Raw genomic sequence first — 19,558 nt, 5'->3', positions numbered from 1 at the left:
GCCCGCGCTCCGGGGCGCTTGAAAACCGCCCCTTCCTTGCCTATAAAGGAACTGCCGGCACCCGCCGGCGATCCCGATGTTCATCCATGGAGGCCATCATGAATCTCGTCAGACGAAGCCATAGCGCGCTTCCGGCCTACCGTCCGGGCTCGGTCGAGGACCAGTTCGGACGCATGGTCGAGAGCATGTTCCAGGATTTCTTCGCGCCCATCGCCGAAGGCGGAGCCTGGTCCGGCGACGGCGCCGCCACGCCGCGCCTCGACGTGCGCGAGACCGACAAGACCTATGAAATCCAGGCCGAGCTGCCTGGCGTCGACAAGGAAGACGTCAAGGTCTCGGTGGACGGCCAGCGCATCACCATCGAGGCGGAGTGCCGCGGGGCAAACGAACGCCGCGAGGGTGAGACCGTGGTGTATGCTGAACGCACCGCACGCAGGTTCATGCGCAGCTTCGCCCTGCCCACCGAAATCGACGACGGTGCGGCGCAGGCGCGGCTCGAGAACGGCATACTGCAGCTGAGCCTGCCCAAAAAGCAGGGCACTGAAGCACGCCGCCTGACCATCCAGTAGCAAGCGCTCGTCGCTTCCATGGTCCGCCTACCGCGTTGCGGCGCCCGCCGCCGCGCGGCGCGGACGTTTTGCCGTTTGCATCACCGTTTGCAGAATAGTCGCCACACCATGCTGGATACCGAAGGCTACAAGGACCGCGCCCATGCCGGCCGCCAGCTGGCGCGCCACCTGCGCCACTATGCCGGCCAGCCCGGACTGATCGTGCTGGCCCTGCCGCGCGGCGGCGTCCCGGTGGCCTTCCCGGTGGCCCGGGCGCTCGGTGCCGAACTCGACATCCTGCTGGTGCGCAAGCTGGGCTTGCCCGGGCATGAGGAATTCGCCATGGGAGCGATCGGCAGCGGCGGCGTGCGCGTGCTGCAGCCGGGCGTGCCAGGCCTGATGGGCGTCACCCAGGAACAGGTCGAGCGCGTGAGCGCGCGCGAACTGGCCGAACTCGGACGGCGCGACCGCCTCTACCGCGGCGGGCGCCCGCCGCCGGTGCTGGCGGGGCGTTGCGTGATCCTGGTCGACGACGGCATCGCGACCGGGGCCAGCATGCTGGCGGCGGTCCAGGTGGTACGGCGCCAGGGGGTGGCGCGGCTGGTGGTGGCGGCGCCGGTGGGCGCGCCCGACACGCTCGCGCGGCTCGCGCAGGGAGTCGACGAGCTGGTCTGTCCGCTCGCCCCGCCGCGCTTCCAGGCGGTCGGCCAGTATTACCGCGCCTTCGGGCAGACCGAGGACGAAGAAGTGCAGGACCTGCTGGCGCAGGCATGGGCAGCGCCCGCGGTCCGCCAGCCATACCAGGACAACAGAAAGGAGCAGACATGAAACCGATACCAACCGAGACCGGCACCGACGTGGGTTATGTGGGCAAGTGGATAGGCGCAGTCGCGGGCGGCGCGCTGATGATGTACCTGCTCGACCCCGAGCGCGGTGCCGCGCGCCGGGCGCGCGCCCTGTCGGCGCTGCGCAGCGCCGGGGCCCGTACCGGCGCCTCGGTCGACCATGTCCTGCACCAGGCCGGCGACCGCCTGGCCGACCTGAAGGACAGCGCCACGGACGCGCTGTCACGCGGCGCCGACCGGGCCCGCCATGACGCGCACGAGGCCGCCGAACGAGGTGGGAACGCCGTCCGGCGCCTGCGCCAGGACAGCGACGCCGGGCACGCGGCGGCGCGTCACAACAGCTATACGGCCAGTCCCGACTACGACAGCGGCAGCCGGGCAAGCGGCGGACTGGGCGCCTGGCTGCGCGGCCTGGGCGGGCAGCGCAGCCCCAGCCAGACCTACGGCCACGCGCACGCGCGCGATGGCGCCGCCGACTGGCACGGCGATGCACCGCACCCGGCCCTGGTCGGCGGCGGCATGCTGGGCCTGCTCGGCCTGATGCGCCGCTCGCCCGCCGGCCTGCTGGTCGGGCTCGCGGCCCTGGCCCTGCTGATGCAGGCCACGCGCAACCGGACCTACCGCGTCACCGACAACATCGGCCGCAGGAAATCCGCGGGCAGCACGCGCGCCACCGACGGCATGCCAGCCATGCCCGTCACGACCGGCACGCCGTCGACCCCGCAGACGCAGCCGGAAGCGCAGCGGCACGGCGCCGCGCCGCCGGCCGCGCCGGACGATGCCGCCGGCGGGCGCTACCTGCACTGAGCCGACGCAGGCTGGAGGGAGCGCCATGGCCACGCGCACCGATCGCGACAGCGCCATACTGCGGGCGGCGGCCCATCCGCTGACGGGCGCCGCGTCCGACTACGACCCGCTGCTCGACCTGGTGGGCGAGGCCCGCTTCGTGCTGCTCGGCGAGGCCACCCACGGCAGCGCCGAGTTCTACGATGAGCGCGCCCGCATCACCCAGCGCCTGATCGAGGAAAAGGGCTTCACGGCGGTGGCCGTCGAGGCCGACTGGCCGGATGCGTGGCGCGTCAACCGCTACGTGCGCGGCGAAGGCACGGACCCGGACGCCCGCAGCGCCCTGGCCGGCTTCGAGCGCTTCCCGGCCTGGATGTGGCGCAACACCTCGGTGCTGCGCTTCGTGGAATGGCTGCGCGCCCGCAACGACGCGGCGCCCGCGGCCAGGGCCGGTTTCTACGGCCTCGACCTGTACAGCCTGTTTACCTCGATCCAGGAAGTGCTGCGCTACCTGGACGCGGTCGATCCGGCTGCGGCCCAGGAAACCCGGCGCCGCTACGCCTGCTTCGACCACTACGGCGAGGACAGCCAGCACTATGGCTATGCGACCGGCGTCGGCCTGTCCGAATCCTGCCAGCAGGGGGTGCAGGCCGCGCTCCAGGAACTGCAGCAGCGCGCCTTCGACTACATCCAGGCCGATGGCGCCTGCGCCGAGGACGCCTACTTCCACGCCCAGCAGAACGCGCGCCTGGTCCGGAACGCCGAAGAGTATTACCGCACCATGTTCCGCGGCCGCGTCTCGTCGTGGAACCTGCGCGACAGCCACATGGCCGAGACTCTCGACGCGCTCGCGCGTCACCTGTCGCGCGACGGCAAGCCGGCCCGGATCGTCGTGTGGGAGCACAACTCGCATATCGGCGACGCGCGCGCGACCGAGATCGGACGGCAGGGCGAATGGAACGTGGGCGAACTGGCGCGCAAGGCCTACGGCCAGGACGCCTGCCTGATCGGCTTCACCACCTACGACGGCCGGGTCACCGCCGCCTCGGAGTGGGACGGGCCGGCCCTGCACAAGCATGTGCGCCCGGGCATGCCCGGCAGCTACGAGCACCTGCTGCACGAGGTCGGCATCGCGCGTTTCTACCTGCCCCTGCGCGCGCCCGGAGCCGCGCGCGAGCTACTGATGGAAGAGCGGCTGGAGCGCGCGATCGGCGTGCTGTACCTGCCGCGCAGCGAGCGCCAGAGCCACTACTTCATGGCCCGGCTGCCGCAGCAGTTCGACGCCGTGGTCCACATCGACCGCACCAGCGCGGTGACGCCGCTCGACGCCACCAGCGGCTGGCATTCGGGCGAGCCGCCCGAAACCTATCCGCAGGGCCTGTAGCCCGCTCAGCCTTCGAAAAAGGCGTAGCCGTTGCGGCCCTGGCCCTTGGCCGCATACAGCGCGCTGTCGGCCGCGGCCAGCAGCGCCTCCTGGGCCTGGCGCGGCTGAGACAACGCGACCCCGACACTGGTCGAGGCCTGCACCGGTCCGGCGCTGGTGGCGAATGGCACGCGCATGCCGTCCACGATCTTGGCGGCGATGCGCTCGGCCTCGGCACGGCTGCCGATCTCCTCCAGGAGCACGACGAACTCGTCACCCGAGAGCCGGGCCGGGGTGTCGGTGGCACGCACGCCGGCGCAGAGGCGGTGCGCGAATTCCTTCAGCACCTCATCGCCCACGCCATGGCCGTAGGTGTCGTTGATCTTCTTGAAATGGTCAATGTCGAGGTAGGCCAGGGCCAGCGGCTTGCCGCTGCGGCGCGCCCGGTCGAGCGCATGGTGCAGGGTCTCGCCGAACATGCGGCGGTTGGCGATGCCGGTCAGGCTGTCGATCCGCGCCAGCTGCAGCAGCTGTTCCTCGACCTCCTTCACGTGGGTCATGTCGTGCACCAGCGAATACACGCCGGCCACGCCGTCGCCGGGCTGGTGGTCGGGGATGTAGGTGGCCTGCAGGATGCGGTGCTCGCCGCGCAGCGCCAGCCTGAGCTCGTGGGTCACGGCCTCGCCGCCGAAGGCCTGCGCGAGGTGGGGACCGATCTCGGCGGCGGCCTGGGCGCCCAGCAGATCGGAAAGGGACATGCCCACCAGGGTGTCCGGCGTCACCCCGAACCATTTTTCGAAGGTCGCGTTGCCGAAGCGGAAACGCTGTTCAAGGTCGATGTAGGAGATCAGCACCGGCAGGTTGTCGGTGATGGTGCGCAGCCGGCGCTCGCTGGCGGCGCGCGCGTACTCGGCGCGCTCGCGCTCGGCCATCAGGGCGTGGAAGGCACGCGCCAGCTCGCCGATCTCGTCCTTGCCGCCGTCGCGCAGCACGTCGATGCCGGCGCCGTCGAGCTGGATCGCGGCCACGTTCTCGCGCAGGTCGTGCAGCGGTCCCAGCAGGCGGTACACGACCGCCCAGGCCAGCAGGCCGGCCGCCAGCGCCAGCGCGCCGGCGCTGAAGAAGGCGTTGCGCCGCATCGCCTCGAGCGGGGCGAAGGCTTCCGCGGTCGGGAAGCGCGCCGCCAGGATCCAGCCGGTGGTGCGCAGGCGCTTGTAGGCGTAGATCGAGTCGGTGTCATCCTTGCTGCGCGCCTCCAGCCAGCCTTCGAAACCGGCCAGCGCACGCTCGGTGCCGTGGTTGACGCCCGGCCGGCCGCCCACGTGCTGGAGCAGGCGGGAGGGATCCGGATGGTCGATGATCATGCCATCGGAAGTCATCAGGAACAGGTAGCCGGTCTTGCCGGGCTTCAGGGTGGAAACCTGGCGCAGGAAGCCGGAACGGCGCAGGTCCACGCTGCCGGTCAGCACCGCGACCACCTTGCCCGCCTCGTCGGTCACCGGCGCGCTGATGACGACGATCAGGTTATTCGTCAGGCGGCTGCGGATCGGGCGCGAGATCACCCCCGTGCCGGTGGCCAGCGCGAGGTCGAAGTAATCCCTGCCGCGCGCGTTCAGCGTTTTCATGCCCGGCAGCGGTTGCAGCGACAGCCGCATTTCGCCGGAGCCGTCGAACACGACGATGTTCAGGTATTCGTCCGGCCCCCACAGGCGCATCTGGCGCTTCAGGAAGGGCTGCAAGCCTCCCCAGTCGGTGCGCAGGGCGGCCGGTATGGTGCCGGCCAGCGCTTCCACCTGGGCGCGGCGGGCGGCCAGCCGGTCGTCCATGAACGAAGCCGCGCCCGACAGCAGCGTGTATTGCTGGGCGCCGATGACGGACTTCATGTCGCGTTCCGCGACTGACAGTGTGGACAGGGTCACCAGGAGGGTGGTAGCGAACACGAGCAAAGCTGCCACCGAGGCCAGCCGTAGCTTCAGACTCGCCGATGGCAGGCGGGGACCGGGTTGGGTCATGAAAGTGAAAACGCAGTTCAGGAAGACGACAAAGTATTACATAGTCTACGTACTTACATTGTCTCGTTCTATATAGAAACACGAAATATTGTTGAGCGAGCGCGATTCGATTAGCATGGCGGATACTCCGGCCGCGCGCCGGCCCTTCCCGCCATCGACGAGGTGTTCCCTTCATGAGTCAATACACGCTGCACATCAACGGCAAGGCGCAGACCGTCGAGGTCGAACCCGACACGCCACTGCTGTGGGCCCTGCGCGACAGCCTGGGGCTGGTCGGCACCAAGTACGGCTGCGGCCTGGGCCAATGCGGCGCCTGTACCGTGCACCTCGACGGGGTACCGGCGCGCGCCTGCCTGACCCCGGTCTCCAGCCTGGGCAGGCAGAAGATCACCACCATCGAAGGCCTGGACCCGCAGGCCAGCCATCCGCTGCAGCTGGCCTGGCAGGAGCTCGACGTGCCCCAGTGCGGCTACTGCCAGGCGGGCCAGATCATGACCGCCTGCCAGCTCCTGAAACAGCATCCGGCACCGACCGACGCCCAGATCGACGCGGCGATGGCGGGCAACCTGTGCCGCTGCGCCACCTATACCCGGATCCGCGCCGGCATCCACCGCGCGGCCGAGATCGCGGCCAAGGGCAGGACGGCCAAGCCTGCCGCGCCGGGAAAGGGCAAGCAATGAACGCCCTCCGCTCTCCTTCCCGGCGCCGCTTCCTGCGCAGCAGCGCCGCTGGCGGCGCCCTCCTGCTCGGGATGTCGGCCGAAGGCGTGCTGGCGGCGGGCGAACGCGCGGCCGCGCCGGAGTTCAGCCCGAACGCCTTCATCCGCATCGGCCGCGACGGCCGCGTGACCCTGGTCTCGAAGCAGCCCGAGATCGGCCAGGGCATCAAGACCTCGCTGCCGATGGTCATCGCGGAACAGCTCGACGTCGCATGGAAGGACGTGCAGGTGGTCCAGGGCGACCTCGACACGGCGCGCTACGGGCCGCAGGGCGCGGGCGGCTCGACCTCGACCCCCACCAACTACGAACACTTCCACCGCCTGGGCGCGACCGCACGCACCATTCTGGTGCAAGCGGCGGCGGCGACCTGGGGCGTGCCGGTGGCCGAATGCAGCGCCGCGCAGGGGGCCGTCTCCCACGGCCCGAGCGGACGGCGCCTGGGCTATGGCGCGCTGGTGGAAAAGGCGTCCACCCTGCCGCTACCCGACCCGCAGGCGGTGGTATTGAAGGACCCGTCGGCCTACCGCCTGCTCGGCAAGCGCATCGGCGGCGTCGACAATGCCGCCATCGTGGCCGGCCGTCCGCTGTTCGGCATCGACGTGCGCCTGCCGGGCATGCTGTACGCCGTGTATGCCAAGTGCCCGGTGTTCGGCGGCAAGCCGGTGAGCGCCAACCTGGACGCGGTGAAAGCGATGCCGGGCGTGCGCGACGCCTTCATCGTCGACGGCACGGGCAACCTGAACGGGCTGCGCCCGGGCGTGGCGATCGTCGCCACCTCGACCTGGGCCGCGCTGCGCGCGCGCGGCGCCCTGCGGGTGGTGTGGGATGAAGGCGAAGGCGCGGCGCACAGCTGGGCCGGCTTCACCGCCCAGGCCCAGGCCGCCGCCCGGGGGCCGGGCGCCGCCACCGTGCGCAGGGACGGCGACGTGCCGGCCGCGCTCGCCAAGGCGGCGAAGGTGGTGGAAGCGGCCTACAGCTATCCATTCATCTCGCACGCCAGTATGGAGCCGCAGAACTGTACCGCCTGGATGCGTGCGGACGGCGTGCTCGAACTGTGGGCCCCGACCCAGAATCCGGGCGCCGGCCAGGCCCTGGTCGCGTCCACCTTCGGCATCCCGAAGGAACAGGTCCAGCTGCACATCATCCGCAGCGGCGGCGGCTTCGGCCGGCGCCTGAGCTCGGACTTCATCGTCGAGGCGACGGCCATCGCGCGCAGGCTGTCGGCACCGGTCAAGCTGACCTGGACCCGCGAGGACGACCTCCAGCACGACCATTTCCGCCCGGGCGGCTTCCACTTCCTGCGCGGCGGCGTCGATGCCAGCGGCAAGGCGCTGGCCTGGCACAACCACTTCGTCAGCTTCGCCAACCGCGTCGAGCGCGAGGGGAAAAGCGTGCTGCAGCCGGGCAGCGGCGGCAGCCTGTCGGCCGACGAGTTCCCGGGGCGCTGGATCGACAACTGCCTGTTCGAGCAGACCCTGCTCGAATGCCGGGTCCCGATGGGGCCATGGCGGGCGCCGGGCAGCTGCGTGTTCTCCTGGGTACTGCACAGCTTCATCGACGAGCTGGCGCATGCGGGCGGGCGCGATCCGCTGGAATTCCGCCTCGAACTGCTGGGCAACAAGGACCTGGTGCCGGCCAGCAGCGAACGCGGCCTGTCGCGGCCCGGCCTGCCCTACGACGTCAAGCGCATGCGCCACGTGCTGGTCGAGGTGGCGCGCCGCGCCGGCTGGGGCAAGAAGACCTTCCCGCGCGGCCAGGGCCAGGGCATCGCCTTCCACTTCAGCCACCGTGGCTATGTGGCGCAGGTGGCCGAGGTCACGGTATCGCGCGACGGCCGGCTGAAGGTGGACCGGGTGGTGGTGGCGGCCGATGTCGGGTCGCAGATCGTCAACCTGTCAGGCGCCGAGAACCAGGTCGAAGGCTCGGTGATCGACGGCCTGTCGACCATGATGTTCCCCGAACTGGATATCCAGGACGGCCGCATCGTGCAGAGCAACTTCCACGATTACGGCCTGCTGCGCATGCCGGATACGCCGACGAAGATCGAGACCCACTTCATCCTGACCGACCATCCGGTGACGGGCCTGGGCGAACCGGCCCTGCCGCCGCTCGCGCCGGCGGTCTGCAATGCGATCTTCGCCGCGACCGGCAAGCGGGTGCGCCAGCTACCGCTCGCCAAGACCGACCTGAGCTGGAGCTAGCACCGCCGTCGCACCCGCCCCGCCGCGCCTATCCCGCCGCCCGTTCAGTGGCGGTGGGCGGGGTCGTTGTCCCGGGCGCCATGGTAGCCGAGGATCGACGCCGCCTTGTCCAGCCGCGCCTCGTCGGCCGTGACCGTGATCACGCACTTGCCGATTTCCAGTCCCGGCGTGTACACATCCTTGTAGTCGGTGCCGCCCTTGACGGCGGGCGAGTCGCCTACCGTGAAATTCGCTTCCGCGGGGCCGGCTTCGTCGCCGGTATGGCTGATCTCGATGCCGTCCCGGTCGAAGCCGGCGTCCAGCAATGCCTGGCGCGCGCGCTCGGCATCCTCGAGTTTCTCGATCACGCGTACGATCTGCTTGTTCATGCTGCCTCCATCGGTTGCCGTTGGCTGCACCGTACCAGAAACGCGCACGGCCCGGCGCCCGGGCGGCGGCCGGCCGTCAGCGTTTCGTGAAGGGCTGCCCGGCGGCCGCGGCGGGCGACGCTCCCTGTTCCGGCGCCAGGAAGCGGGTCGCGGGCCGGCCGTCGGCATTGTGCTGCACGATGCGCAGCGGCCGACCCTGCGCATCGAGCCATACCTGGCCGATGCCGGCGCCGTTCCAGACCCGCTCGCCATGCTGGCGCCGGTCCGGCAGATAAGGCGTGAGTGCGAGGTCGCGCCGTTGGGTGAGCCAGTTCAGCGGCGAGCGTGGCGCGTACAGCCAGCGGTTGAGGCGGTCGAACCAATCGAGCAGGCGGCGCGGGAACTCGTTCTTGATGCCGCTGCTGGTGATCTGCCAGACATGCGGCGCGCGCCCGGGTTCATCGGCTTCGCGCACTTCCACGTCGTAGGCGAAGGAATAGTGCACGTCGCCCGACAGCACCACGTAGTTGCCCGGGGTGCGCGAATGGCGGAAGATGTTGAGCATGCTGCTGGCCGCGCCCCGGTGCGCCATCCAGTTCTCGGCATCCACGGTCAGGGCCATGCCGGCGAAGGTGGCGATCCTTTGCACCACCTCGATCAGCTTGAGCCCGAACATCGGCGCCGCCGAGACGATGACGGCGGCCTTTTCGTCCAGCAGCTCGTGCTGCAGCGCGGTCAGCGCTTCCCAGTCCATCAGGCCCGAGGGGTAGTCGGGCCGGCGCCGGTTGCGCCAGCGCCGCGTGCGGGTATCGAGCACGATGACCGTGGGCGCCGTCCGCAGCACGAAGTCCCAGTGGCGGAAGGACAGCAGGCGCGTGATCAGCGCATCCTGCGCCCCGGGGTCGAGCCGGTTGTCGGCATCGGCGCCGGCGGCCAGCGCCGCCAGCTCGTCGAGCGCCGCACCGAACACCTCGGGCCGGTTGCCCCAGCCCTGGCACAGCATGTAGGCGACCAGCGCGTTGCCGACGATGCGGCGCGAGAACGGGTGGCCGTAGGCCGTGGCTTCCCAGCTGGCCGCCAGGTTCCAGTCGTCGGTGATGTCGTGGTCGTCGAAGATCATCAGGGTCTGCACGTGCGCCATCAGGCGCGCCGCGCGCGGCAGGTCGCGCCGGAAGCCCGCCAGGGCCTGCGCTTCGCGCTGCCAGCGTTGCACGTGTTTCGGCGCGAGCGCCAGCGCGGGCGGGGGCATGGGCGCCTCCTCCACCAGCTGCCACGGCACGGGCGACCAGGCCAGCAGGTACATGGCCATCACTTCGGCCAGGGTCACCAGGTGGTTGTGCGCATTCGCCGTGGTGAAAATCGGCTTTTCGCTGCCGCCGAAGAAGCGCTCGCGCAGCAGGTTGTTGGACCGGACCGCCGGCAGCAGCTCTTCGCGCCGGTAGTAGCTGGCCGGATGGCGGTACAGCGCCTCGCTGTCCGCGACCACCGCGCCTTCCAGGCATTCGTCGTACAGGCCCAGGCGCTGGACCAGCGTGTGGATCGCCGCCAGCATGGGGCCGGCCACGTCGTCCGCATAGACCTGGTCGCCGCACAGCATCAGGAAGGCCGGCCGTTCGCCGGCCTGTCCGGGGTAGCGCGCGTGTTCGGCCATCAGCGCGTCGGCGCGGGCCATGCCGTCGGGCGCAGGATGGTGCGGCTTGCGGCAGGAACCGAACAGGATGTTGTCGCTGCGGCTGCGCAGCACCAGGTTCGGCCGCGCCGCGCCGGCATGCAGCAGGTGCGGCGCCCACTGCGCGATACCGGCCTCGCTGCCGTCGGCGTGCCGCACCAGCAGGTCGTAGTCGACCAGGGTGTCCTGCGGCAGCGGCTCGGGCAGCGCGACGTCGATCAGGTGCACGCAGGCGTGGCGCCCGATGCGCACGACGCGGCAATGGCGCGCGTCGAGCGCGAGCCGGCGTTCCGCGCCGTCCTGCGGCGCCAGCACCAGGCTCAGGTCGAGCGGCGCGCTGCCGACCAGCCAGAGCACGAGCCGGCCCGGCTCGAGGCGGCGCAGCAAGGGACCGGCAAGCACGGGTGGCAGGCCTTCGGGGGCTGGAGTCGGGATCAATGCGGTGACGAGGCTGGGTGAATGAACGAGGCAGTGTAGCAGACCCGCCATCCGGCCCGGGCCGGCGCGTGCGCCACGGACTCAGGCTGCGGGACTGGCAATCGATGCAAGCTGCTTGACGAAACGCCGGCGCTTTTCCTGATAGCCGTGACGTTCATAAAAGCCATGCGCCCGGGTGCGCGCGCTATTGCTGGACAATTCGATCTGCGCGCAGCCCTGGGTTACCGCATAGCGCTCGGCGGCGGCCAGCAGGCGCGCGCCGACGCCGGCGCTGCGGCCTCCGGCATCGACGACCAGCGCCGACAGCAGCGCCCAGCGCGCCGGCACATGCAAGGGCTTGATCGTATGCACCACCGCCAGCCCGAGGACCCTGCCCTCGTCCTCGGCGACGAAGGCCTCGCCCGACGCCGGCACGCGCAGGGCGCGCAGCTGTTCCCGCACTTGTCCGGCTTCGTTCGCGTAGCCCAGTTGCCCGATCAGTTCGACGATGCTGTCCGCGTCCCCGTTGTTTGCCGCGCGAATCCGCATGCTGCGCTAGTCCAGCTTGAGCAGGGTGACCGGGGTGCTGGCGTTGACGAAGCGCGGGCGCCAGGGTGGATTCACCACACGGATCTGGCCGACGCCGAGCCTGGCGAAGTCGTCCAGCGAATAGGTCCAGCCGATCGACTCCGGACGCTGGTATTGGGCATTGCGGCTCTCCTGCCCGAAGGTGGTAATGCGCTGCTGCACCCCGATATCGGCAAAGAACTGGCGCTCCGCTTCGGCTTGCGGCTTGAGCGCGTCGAGCAGGGTCGCGAGCAGCCTTTCGCGGGCGGCCGCGCGCTGCTCGGCCGGCAGGGCCTGCAGCATGGCCTCCTGCCCCTCGTCGAGCGCAAAACCCGTGCTGCTCAGGCCGCCGTGGTAGGCGACCACCGCGAAATTGCTGACCACCCTGCGTGGCGCCGCGGTAAACACATAGTTGGCGCAGGACGACATGCAATATTCCATCACTTTCACGTCCAGGCCCCGTGCGCGCACCCAGCGGCCCAGTTCCATCCCGGGGCCGGTCGGCCCGCCGCTGCTGCGGATCGACAGGATGCGCGGCTTGTCCTGCCCATCCTCGTACAGCGCAAAGGCGCGCCGGTTCGCCTCCGCGGACAGCGGGCCGACGTAATGCAGTTCGCCACGGTCGATGTAGACCTGGGCCGGAGGCGTCGCCCAGGCCCCTGGGCTAGCAATGGCGCATGCCACGGACCAGGCCATGGCATATCGGGCGGGAATCGTCAGGCGCATGTGAACAAGCTTTCAGGTGAACGGTGAAGCCGGCAAGCCGCGAGCATACGGCCGCGCGGGCCAGCTTGCAATTCACCCTGCATGGCTTTGCCGGCAGGCCGCCGGGTCAGTCGGGCACCACCGCCGTCACCTCGATCTCGACACGGGCCCGCTCCTCCATCAGCGCCGCCACCTGGACCGCGCTCATGGCCGGGTAGTGGCGCCCGATCACGTCGCGGTAGGCCGCGCCCAGGGCGGCGCCGGCGCCCAGGTATTCGGCGCGGTCGAGCACATACCAGGTCATGCGCACGATGTGCTGCGGGCCGGCGCCGGCCTCGGACAGCACCGCCACCACGTTCTCCAGCGCCTGGCGCGCCTGGCCGGCGAAGTCGTCGGTCTGGAAGACCCCTTGCGCATCCCAGCCGATCATGCCGCTCACGTAGATCTGGCGGCCACGCGCGGCCACGCCGTTCGCATACCCCTTGGGGCGCACCCAGTGCGCCGGTTGCAGGATGTCCATCAGCGGCCCTCCCCGGCCAGCAGTTCGCGCGCGATGATCAGGAGCTGGACCTCGCTCGCGCCTTCGTAGATGCGCAGCGCGCGGATTTCCCGGTACAGCGTCTCGACCGTCTCGCCACTGACCACGCCCTGGCCGCCGAACATCTGCAGCGCCGCGTCGATCACCTGCTGGGCGGTCTCGGTGGCGGTGAGCTTGGCCATGGCGGCTTCCTTCGTCACCCGCTTGCCGGCGTCGCGCATCCAGGCCGCGCGGTAGGTCAGCAGCGCACCCGCGTCGATGCCGGTTGCCATCTGGGCCAGCCTGGCCTGGGTCAGCTGGAAGTCGGCCAGGGTCTTGCCGAACATGGCGCGCGCGCGCGCCCGGCGCAAGGCTTCGTCGAGCGCGCGCCGGGCGAAACCGAGGCTGGCCGCCGCCACCGAGGTACGGAACACGTCCAGGGTCGCCATCGCGACCTTGAAGCCCTGCCCTTCCTCGCCGATCCGGTTGGCGAGCGGCACCCGGCAGCCGTCGAAGCGCAGGCGCGCCAGCGGGTGCGGCGCGATCACCTCGATCCGCTCGGCGATCTCGAAGCCGGGCGTGTCCGCCTCCACGATGAAGGCCGAGATGCCGCGCGAGCCGCGCCCGCCTTCTCCGCCACCGTCGCCAGTGCGCGCGAACACGACGTAGAAGTCGGCGATGCCGCCGTTCGAGATCCAGGTCTTCTCGCCGTCGAGCACATAGCTGTCGCCGTCGAGGCGCGCGGCGCACTGCATGGCGGCCACGTCGGAGCCGGCCTGTGGCTCGGACAGCGCGAAGGCGGCGATCGCCGCGCCGCTGGCGACCCGCGGCAGCCAGGTGTCCTGCTGCTGCGCGCTGCCGAACAGCGAGATCGCGCCGCTGCCGAGGCCCTGCATGGCGAAGGCGAAATCGGCCAGCCCGGCGTGGCGCGCCAGGGTTTCGCGGATCAGGCAGATGGCGCGGGTGTCGATCGTGCGACCCGCGCCGCCGATCGCGTGGTTCAGCCAGCCGCCGGCGCCGAGCGTGCGCACCAGGGCGCGGCAGGCGGCATCGACGTCGCCGCCGTGCGCGTGTCCTGTATTGTCCCCTGCCCAGGCATCCAGTTCGCCCACCAGCGCGCGGTGGCGTGGCTCGAAGAAAGGCAGGTCGAGGAAATCGTCACCGGACATGCTCAGTCTCCCTCGAAACGGGGTGTGTCCTTGCCCACGAAGGCGTGGTAGGCACGATGGAAATCATTGGTGGCCATGCAGATCGCCTGGGCCTGGGCCTCCGCCTCGATCGCTTCGTCCACGCCCATGTTCCACTCCTGCTGCAGCATCTTCTTGGTCATGCCATGGGCGAAGGTGGGGCCGTTCGCCAGGCTGGCGGCAAACGCCTGGGCCTCGCCCAGCACCGCGTCCGGCTCGCACAGGCGGTTGAAGAAGCCCCAGCGTTCGGCTTCCTCCCCCTTCAGCGCGCGCCCCGTGTAGAGCAGCTCGGCCGCACGGCCCTGGCCGATCACGCGCGGCAGCAGCGCACAGGCGCCCATGTCGCAGCCGGCCAGGCCGACCCGGGTAAACAGGAAGGCGGTCTTGCTGCGCGCGGTGCCGTAGCGGATGTCGGAAGCCAGCGCCAGGATCGCGCCGGCGCCGGCGCAGACGCCGTCGATACTGGCCACGATCGGCTGCGGGCAGGCGCGCATGGCCTTCACCAGCTCGCCCGTCATGCGCGTGAAGGCCAGCAGGCCGGGCATGTCGAGCCGGGTCAGCGGTCCGATGATCTCGTGGACGTCGCCACCCGAACAGAAGTTCCCGCCGGCGCCGGTGAGCACCACCGCCTTGACGTCGTCGGCATAGGCCAGGGCCTGGAACAGCGCGCGCAGCTCGGCGTAGGAATCGAAGGTGAGCGGGTTCTTGCGCTCCGGCCGGTCGAGAAGAATGGTCGCCACCCGCTCGTGCACGGCGAACTGGAAGTGGGTGGCCTGGTAGTCGGCAAGGCTGGCGCGGTTGCCCGGCAGCCGGTGCGCCTGGCCCGGTAGGTAATGCATGCGTTGGCTCCTGAAAAAAATGAAGATCAGCCTTCAAGCAGGCGTGCTGCCAGCTGCTGCGGACTCAGGCCGCTGCCGGCGGCCTGCAGCTGGCGCTCGCGCTCGAGGTTGCGCTCGAGCTGCAGCTTGCCGGCGCGGTACTGGCGCGGCCAGGCGGCGCCCGTGTAGCCGATGCGCGCCGCTTCGTTCAGCGTCCAGGCCGGATTGGCGAGGTGCGGACGGGCAACGGCGCACAGGTCGGCGCGCCCGGCCGACACGATGCCGTTGACGTGGTCGGCCTCGTAGATCGCGCCGACGGCGATGGTCGGGATGCCGGCCTCGTTGCGGATGCGGTCGGCGAAGGGGGTCTGGAACATGCGTCCGTACACCGGTTTTTCCCGCTTGCTGACCTGGCCCGACGAACAGTCGATCATGTCGGCCCCGGCGGCCTTGAACAGGCGCGCGATCGCCACCGCGTCGTCGGGCGTGATGCCGCCCTCGACCCAGTCGTGGGCCGACAGGCGCACGCTGATCGGCAGCGCCTCCGGCCAGACGGCGCGGATCGCCGCGAACACTTCCAGCGGGTAGCGGCAGCGGTTTTCCAGGCTGCCGCCATAGGCGTCCCGGCGCCGGTTGGTAAGCGGCGAGATGAAGCTCGACAGCAGGTAGCCGTGCGCGCAGTGCAGTTCCAGCCAGTCGAAACCGGCGTCGCGCGCGGCCAGGGTGGCGCGCACGAAATCGTCCCTGATGCGTTCCAGGTCGTCGGGCGTGGCCGCGCGTGCCAGCTGCGACACCCCGTGCAGGTACTGCTGTTCGGAAGCCGACACCAGCGGCCAGTTGCCCTCCTCGAGCGGCAAGTCGATGCCGTCCCACATCGGCCGCGTCGATCCCTTGGCGCCGGCATGGCCCAGCTGCACGCCGATCTTCGCGTCGCTGTTGGCGTGCACGAAGTCGACGATGCGGCGCCAGGCCGCCGTGTGCGCCGGCGTGTACAGGCCGGGACAGCCGGGCGTGATGCGTGCGTCGCTCGAGACGCAGGTCATCTCGGCCATCACCAGCGCCGCGCCGCCCAGCGCGCGCGCGCCCAGGTGGGCCAGGTGGAAGTCGCCCACGGTGCCATCCAGCGCCGAATACTGCGCCATCGGCGAGACGATCACGCGGTTCTTCAGCAGCATGCCGCGAACTCTGTACGGTGTAAACATGGGCGGCGCGTCGTCCCGGGGCGCGGGCAGGCCGGCCTGGTCGGCGGCGCGCGCGGCGAACCAGCGCTCGAAGCCGGCGACATAGTCCGGGTCGCGCAGGCGCAGGTTCTCATGCGACAGGCGCTGGCTGCGCGTGAGCAGCGAATAGGCGAACTGCTCGGCCTCGAGCGCCGTGTAGCGGCGGACGTTCTCGAACCATTCCATCGAGTTGCGGGCGGCGCTCTGCAGCTTGAGCACCTCGACCCGGCGCAGTTCCTCGTAGCGTGCCAGCGCGGCGTCCATCGGCAGCGCCGGATCGTCCAGGCAGCGCGCCAGTTCGATCGCATCCTCCAGCGCCAGCTTGGTGCCGGAGCCGATCGAGAAGTGGGCGGTATGGGCGGCGTCGCCCATCAGCACCACCGGCACCTCGCGCACCGCGTCCGCCTGTTCCAGGCGCAGGCGATGCACCCAGTGACGGCAGGCGATGCGCGGGAAGCGGATCCACATCGCCGAGCCCCGCAGGTGGGACGCGTTGGCCATCAACGGCTGGCCGTCCAGGTAGCGTGCGAACAGGCGCTCGCAAAAGGCCAGCGCCTGTTCCTGGCTCATCGTCTCCAGGCCGGCGGCGCGCCAGGTTTCCTCGGGCGTCTCGACGATGAAGGTCGACGTATCGCCGTCGTACTGGTAGGCGTGGGCCTGGAACCAGCCGTGTTCGGTCTCTTCGAAAGCGAAGGTGAAGGCATCGAACTTCCTGCGGGTGCCGAGCCAGACGAAGCGGCAGTGGCGCTGCTCGAGCTCGGGCTGGAACACGTCGGCATGGCGCTGGCGCACGGCGCTGTTGACGCCGTCGCAGGCGACTACCAGGTCGGCGCCGTAGTGGCGCGCCAGTGCCGCGTCGTCGCGCACCTCGTGTTCGAATTCCAGGCGCACGCCGAGGGCGGCGCCGCGCTCCTGCAGGATGTTCAGCAGGCGCCTGCGGCCGATGCCGCAGAAGCCATGGCCACCGGAACTGACCGTGCGGCCCTTGAAATGCACGTCGATCGCGTCCCAGTGGTTGAAGGACTGCAGGATGGCGCGCGCGCTCTCCTCGTCGGCGCCGGCGAGGTGGCCCAGAGTCTGGTCGGAAAACACGACGCCCCAGCCGAAGGTGTCGCTGGCACGGTTGCGCTCGACGACCGTGACGGCGTAGTCCGGATGGCGCTTCTTCATCAAGAGCCCGAAATACAGGCCGGCCGGGCCGCCGCCCACGCACACGATATTCATTCCCGCTCCCTCGAGGTGATCCTCTATCTTACATGCGCGATTAGTTTAGGTGTCAAGCAATTAAGCTGTGGCATATATGGCGCAGTCGGTACGCGGGAGAGACGGCGGACAGCCCGGTTTAGTACAATAAGGAAACGTAAGCACAACCCGCTGCCCTCCTGCACGCCGATCCGCCCGATGCCGATAACTACTTTCCTCCAGCGCCTGCGCCTGAACAGCCTGCGTAGCCGCTTGATGCTGCTGGTCGCGCTGGCAATCACGCCCATCGCCATCATGACGGTACTGGGCGGCGTGCGCGAGCGCCAGGCCGCGATCCGCGCTTCCGAGGAGAACCTGCAGCGCCTGACCGGCATGGCCGCCGCCAACGAGGCGCAGTCGCTGGAACGGGCGCGCCAGATCCTGGTGGACCTGGTCAGCGTACCCGACCTGACGGGGCCTTCCGGGCGCTGCAATGCGCTGCTGGCCGATGTCCTCGACCGCAACGAGGGCTATGTCAACTTCGGCCTGATCCGGCTGGATGGCGAAGTCACGTGCAGCGCGGTGCCAATGCTGCACCCGGTGAACCTGGGCGACCGGCGCCACTTCCGGCGCGCCATCGCCGAGCGCCGCTTCATCGCTGGCGACTACGTATTCGGGCGCGTGATCCGCAGGCACACGATCAACCTCACCTATCCAGTGACCGACCGCGGCGGCAAGGTGGTGGCAGTGGTGTTCTCGGCGATGGACCTGGCCGGGCTGGACACCTTCGTCAACGACATCAACCTGCCGCCCGGTTCGATCCTGGAGACGGCCGATGCCGATGGCCGCCTGATCACGCGCCGTCCCGACCCCGAGCGCTGGTTCGGCAAGAAGATCAGCCCGGCCCTGCTGGCGGCGATGCGCGAGCCTTCGCTGCGCCCTGTGCTGCTGGTGGGCGAGGACGGGGTCGAGCGCCTGCACGCCTTCGCCCGGGTAGGCGGGCCTGCCCTGTCGGAATACACGGTGACGATCGGGATGCCGGTCGAGAACATCACCGCGGCCGCGCGCGAGGCGCAGATGACGTCCCTGCTCGGCCTGGCCGTGATCACCCTGCTGGCGCTGTCGGGGGCCTGGCTGGCCGGCGACATCCTGATCGTGCAGCGGGTGCGCAAGCTGATGGATACCGCGCGCCGTATCGCCGCCGGCGAACTGGAGGCGCGCAGCGGCATCAGCTACGGCAACGAGGAGATTGGCCGGCTTGCTGCGGCCCTCGACGAAATGGCGACCGCGCTGCAGGCCAAGGAAGCCGCGCGCAGCCAGGCCGAGCGCGAGCTGCGCGCGGCCGACCAAAGGAAGGACGAGTTCCTGGCGATGCTGGCCCACGAGCTGCGCAACCCGCTGGCGCCGATCAGCACCGGCGCCCACCTGCTCAAGCTGCTGCACTCGGATAATGCCCAGATCACCCAGACCTGCGCCATCATCGCGCGCCAGGTCGAGCACATGACCAGCCTGGTGGACGACCTGCTCGACGTGTCGCGCGTGACGCGCGGCCTGGTTTCGCTCTCCACCGCGACACTCGACCTGCGCAAGGTGGTCGACGACGCCGCCGAGCAGATCCGCCCCCTGATCACGGCGCGCCGCCACCAGGTGGTGCTCGACCTGCCGCCGCATCCGGCGCCGGTCAAGGGCGACCACAAGCGCCTGGTGCAGGTGGTCGCCAACCTGCTCGGCAACGCCACCAAGTACACCCCGGAAGGCGGCCATATCCGGCTGCACCTGGTCCAGGAGGGCGACAGCCATGTGCTGACGGTGCAGGACGACGGCATCGGCATGGATGCGGCCCTGGTCGGGCACGTGTTCGACCTGTTCACCCAGGCCGAGCGCACCTCGGACCGTTCGCAGGGCGGCCTGGGCCTGGGCCTGGCGCTGGCGCGCAGCCTGGTCGAACTGCACGGCGGCAGTGTGAAAGCCGCCAGCGCGGGGCTCGGGAAGGGGAGCACCTTCACCGTGCGACTGCCGCGCTACACCGAGGAGGCCGAATCGCCGATCGCGGAAGCGGTGCGGCACGCCGCCAGCGCCCAGGCGCCGCTGCGGGTACTGGTGGTGGACGACAACCTGGACGCCGCCCATACCCTGAACCTGTTCCTGGCCGCGAACGGCCACCGGGTCGAGATCGCCTACAACGCGCACGACGCCCTTGCCATCGCCGCCCAGTTCGCGCCCCAGGTCTGCCTGCTCGACATCGGCCTGCCCGACATGGACGGCAACGAGCTGGCGCGCCGCCTGCGCCAGCTGCCCCAGACCAGCGCCGCGACCCTGATCGCCGCCACCGGCTACGGCCGCCAGCAGGACCGCGACGCCGCGCGCGCCGCGGGCTTCGACCATTACATGGTCAAGCCCGTCAATACCGTGCAGCTGGGCGAAGTGCTGGCCCTCCAGCCCTAGGGGCGGCGCG

General features: G+C 70.2%; 16 protein-coding genes. 7 read left to right on the top strand and 9 right to left on the bottom strand.

Annotated elements, in window-relative coordinates; translation table 11 throughout:
* Nucleotides 1–98 precede the first annotated feature (98 nt).
* From LCI23_RS15885 to LCI23_RS15870, 4 genes are all read left to right on the top strand, one after another.
* A complete protein-coding gene (locus LCI23_RS15885; protein WP_224947415.1) occupies nucleotides 99–569 on the top strand; it encodes an Hsp20/alpha crystallin family protein in 471 nt (156 codons plus the stop codon).
* A gap of 108 nt (nucleotides 570–677) precedes the next feature.
* Nucleotides 678–1,376, top strand: a complete 699-nt coding sequence (locus tag LCI23_RS15880; protein WP_374041183.1) for a phosphoribosyltransferase — start codon at nucleotides 678–680, stop codon at nucleotides 1,374–1,376.
* Nucleotides 1,373–2,200: a hypothetical protein gene (locus LCI23_RS15875; protein WP_224947414.1), complete on the top strand. Its 828-nt coding sequence runs from the start codon at nucleotides 1,373–1,375 to the stop codon at nucleotides 2,198–2,200. The genes LCI23_RS15880 and LCI23_RS15875 overlap by 4 nt, the downstream gene beginning before the upstream one ends.
* A 25-nt stretch (nucleotides 2,201–2,225) precedes the next feature.
* On the top strand, nucleotides 2,226–3,563 hold the full coding sequence (locus tag LCI23_RS15870) for an erythromycin esterase family protein (protein ID WP_224947413.1): 1,338 nt from the start codon (nucleotides 2,226–2,228) through the stop codon (nucleotides 3,561–3,563).
* Between the two features lie 5 nt (nucleotides 3,564–3,568).
* On the opposite strand, the gene LCI23_RS15865 is transcribed toward LCI23_RS15870, so the two are convergent.
* Nucleotides 3,569–5,425: a diguanylate cyclase domain-containing protein gene (locus tag LCI23_RS15865; protein ID WP_224947412.1), complete on the bottom strand. Its 1,857-nt coding sequence runs from the start codon at nucleotides 5,423–5,425 to the stop codon at nucleotides 3,569–3,571.
* A gap of 302 nt (nucleotides 5,426–5,727) precedes the next feature.
* Here LCI23_RS15865 and LCI23_RS15860 point away from each other — a divergent pair, with 302 nt between their 5' ends.
* Both LCI23_RS15860 and LCI23_RS15855 read left to right on the top strand, forming a co-directional pair.
* A complete protein-coding gene (locus tag LCI23_RS15860; RefSeq protein ID WP_224947411.1) occupies nucleotides 5,728–6,234 on the top strand; it encodes a (2Fe-2S)-binding protein in 507 nt (168 codons plus the stop codon).
* Entirely contained in the window at nucleotides 6,231–8,474 is a 2,244-nt protein-coding gene (locus LCI23_RS15855; RefSeq protein WP_224947410.1) for a molybdopterin cofactor-binding domain-containing protein, read from the top strand. The genes LCI23_RS15860 and LCI23_RS15855 overlap by 4 nt, the downstream gene beginning before the upstream one ends.
* A 44-nt stretch (nucleotides 8,475–8,518) precedes the next feature.
* Here the strand turns inward: LCI23_RS15855 and LCI23_RS15850 are convergent, their stop codons facing one another.
* The 8 genes from LCI23_RS15850 to LCI23_RS15815 all read right to left on the bottom strand — a co-directional run bounded on the left by LCI23_RS15850 (nucleotide 8,519) and on the right by LCI23_RS15815 (nucleotide 17,145).
* On the bottom strand, nucleotides 8,519–8,842 hold the full coding sequence (locus LCI23_RS15850) for a hypothetical protein (RefSeq protein ID WP_224947409.1): 324 nt from the start codon (nucleotides 8,840–8,842) through the stop codon (nucleotides 8,519–8,521).
* Between the two features lie 76 nt (nucleotides 8,843–8,918).
* Nucleotides 8,919–10,892: an alkaline phosphatase family protein gene (locus LCI23_RS15845; protein WP_224947430.1), complete on the bottom strand. Its 1,974-nt coding sequence runs from the start codon at nucleotides 10,890–10,892 to the stop codon at nucleotides 8,919–8,921.
* A gap of 117 nt (nucleotides 10,893–11,009) precedes the next feature.
* Entirely contained in the window at nucleotides 11,010–11,456 is a 447-nt protein-coding gene (locus LCI23_RS15840) for a GNAT family N-acetyltransferase (protein ID WP_224947408.1), read from the bottom strand.
* Nucleotides 11,457–11,462: 6 nt separating this feature from the next.
* Entirely contained in the window at nucleotides 11,463–12,170 is a 708-nt protein-coding gene (locus LCI23_RS15835; protein ID WP_224947407.1) for a hypothetical protein, read from the bottom strand.
* Between the two features lie 136 nt (nucleotides 12,171–12,306).
* On the bottom strand, nucleotides 12,307–12,699 hold the full coding sequence (locus tag LCI23_RS15830; protein ID WP_224947406.1) for a RidA family protein: 393 nt from the start codon (nucleotides 12,697–12,699) through the stop codon (nucleotides 12,307–12,309).
* Nucleotides 12,699–13,865 carry an acyl-CoA dehydrogenase family protein gene (locus LCI23_RS15825; RefSeq protein ID WP_224947405.1) on the bottom strand — a complete coding sequence of 389 codons (1,167 nt, stop codon included), beginning with the start codon at nucleotides 13,863–13,865 and terminating at the stop codon, nucleotides 12,699–12,701. The genes LCI23_RS15830 and LCI23_RS15825 overlap by 1 nt, the downstream gene beginning before the upstream one ends.
* Before the next feature lie 2 nt (nucleotides 13,866–13,867).
* Nucleotides 13,868–14,722, bottom strand: coding sequence for an enoyl-CoA hydratase family protein (locus LCI23_RS15820; RefSeq protein ID WP_224947404.1), 855 nt, complete (start codon nucleotides 14,720–14,722; stop codon nucleotides 13,868–13,870).
* A 26-nt stretch (nucleotides 14,723–14,748) separates the two neighbouring features.
* Nucleotides 14,749–17,145, bottom strand: a complete 2,397-nt coding sequence (locus LCI23_RS15815) for a bifunctional salicylyl-CoA 5-hydroxylase/oxidoreductase (RefSeq protein WP_224947403.1) — start codon at nucleotides 17,143–17,145, stop codon at nucleotides 14,749–14,751.
* Nucleotides 17,146–17,322: 177 nt separating this feature from the next.
* Between LCI23_RS15815 and LCI23_RS15810 the strand changes: the two genes are divergently transcribed.
* On the top strand, nucleotides 17,323–19,548 hold the full coding sequence (locus LCI23_RS15810; protein ID WP_224947402.1) for an ATP-binding protein: 2,226 nt from the start codon (nucleotides 17,323–17,325) through the stop codon (nucleotides 19,546–19,548).
* Nucleotides 19,549–19,558: the final 10 nt, after the last annotated feature.

It is taken from the genome of Massilia sp. MS-15, assembly GCF_020176695.1.
GTDB classification, from domain to species: Bacteria; Pseudomonadota; Gammaproteobacteria; order Burkholderiales; family Burkholderiaceae_D; genus Telluria; species Telluria hydrophila.
Note: the sequence above shows the minus strand (reverse complement) of the source record. Positions and strands in the feature narration are given on the sequence as shown.

Excerpts from the sequence above, each read along its gene's own strand:
- LCI23_RS15885 (WP_224947415.1), top strand. The coding sequence starts at position 99 with ATGAATCTCGTCAGACGAAGCCATAGCGCGCTTCCGGCCTACCGTCCG.
- LCI23_RS15880 (WP_374041183.1), top strand. The coding sequence starts at position 678 with ATGCTGGATACCGAAGGCTACAAGGACCGCGCCCATGCCGGCCGCCAG.
- LCI23_RS15875 (WP_224947414.1), top strand. The coding sequence starts at position 1,373 with ATGAAACCGATACCAACCGAGACCGGCACCGACGTGGGTTATGTGGGC.
- LCI23_RS15870 (WP_224947413.1), top strand. The coding sequence starts at position 2,226 with ATGGCCACGCGCACCGATCGCGACAGCGCCATACTGCGGGCGGCGGCC.
- LCI23_RS15865 (WP_224947412.1), bottom strand. The coding sequence starts at position 5,425 with ATGAAGTCCGTCATCGGCGCCCAGCAATACACGCTGCTGTCGGGCGCG.
- LCI23_RS15860 (WP_224947411.1), top strand. The coding sequence starts at position 5,728 with ATGAGTCAATACACGCTGCACATCAACGGCAAGGCGCAGACCGTCGAG.
- LCI23_RS15855 (WP_224947410.1), top strand. The coding sequence starts at position 6,231 with ATGAACGCCCTCCGCTCTCCTTCCCGGCGCCGCTTCCTGCGCAGCAGC.
- LCI23_RS15850 (WP_224947409.1), bottom strand. The coding sequence starts at position 8,842 with ATGAACAAGCAGATCGTACGCGTGATCGAGAAACTCGAGGATGCCGAG.
- LCI23_RS15840 (WP_224947408.1), bottom strand. The coding sequence starts at position 11,456 with ATGCGGATTCGCGCGGCAAACAACGGGGACGCGGACAGCATCGTCGAA.
- LCI23_RS15835 (WP_224947407.1), bottom strand. The coding sequence starts at position 12,170 with ATGGCCTGGTCCGTGGCATGCGCCATTGCTAGCCCAGGGGCCTGGGCG.
- LCI23_RS15830 (WP_224947406.1), bottom strand. The coding sequence starts at position 12,699 with ATGGACATCCTGCAACCGGCGCACTGGGTGCGCCCCAAGGGGTATGCG.
- LCI23_RS15825 (WP_224947405.1), bottom strand. The coding sequence starts at position 13,865 with ATGTCCGGTGACGATTTCCTCGACCTGCCTTTCTTCGAGCCACGCCAC.
- LCI23_RS15820 (WP_224947404.1), bottom strand. The coding sequence starts at position 14,722 with ATGCATTACCTACCGGGCCAGGCGCACCGGCTGCCGGGCAACCGCGCC.
- LCI23_RS15815 (WP_224947403.1), bottom strand. The coding sequence starts at position 17,145 with ATGAATATCGTGTGCGTGGGCGGCGGCCCGGCCGGCCTGTATTTCGGG.
- LCI23_RS15810 (WP_224947402.1), top strand. The coding sequence starts at position 17,323 with ATGCCGATAACTACTTTCCTCCAGCGCCTGCGCCTGAACAGCCTGCGT.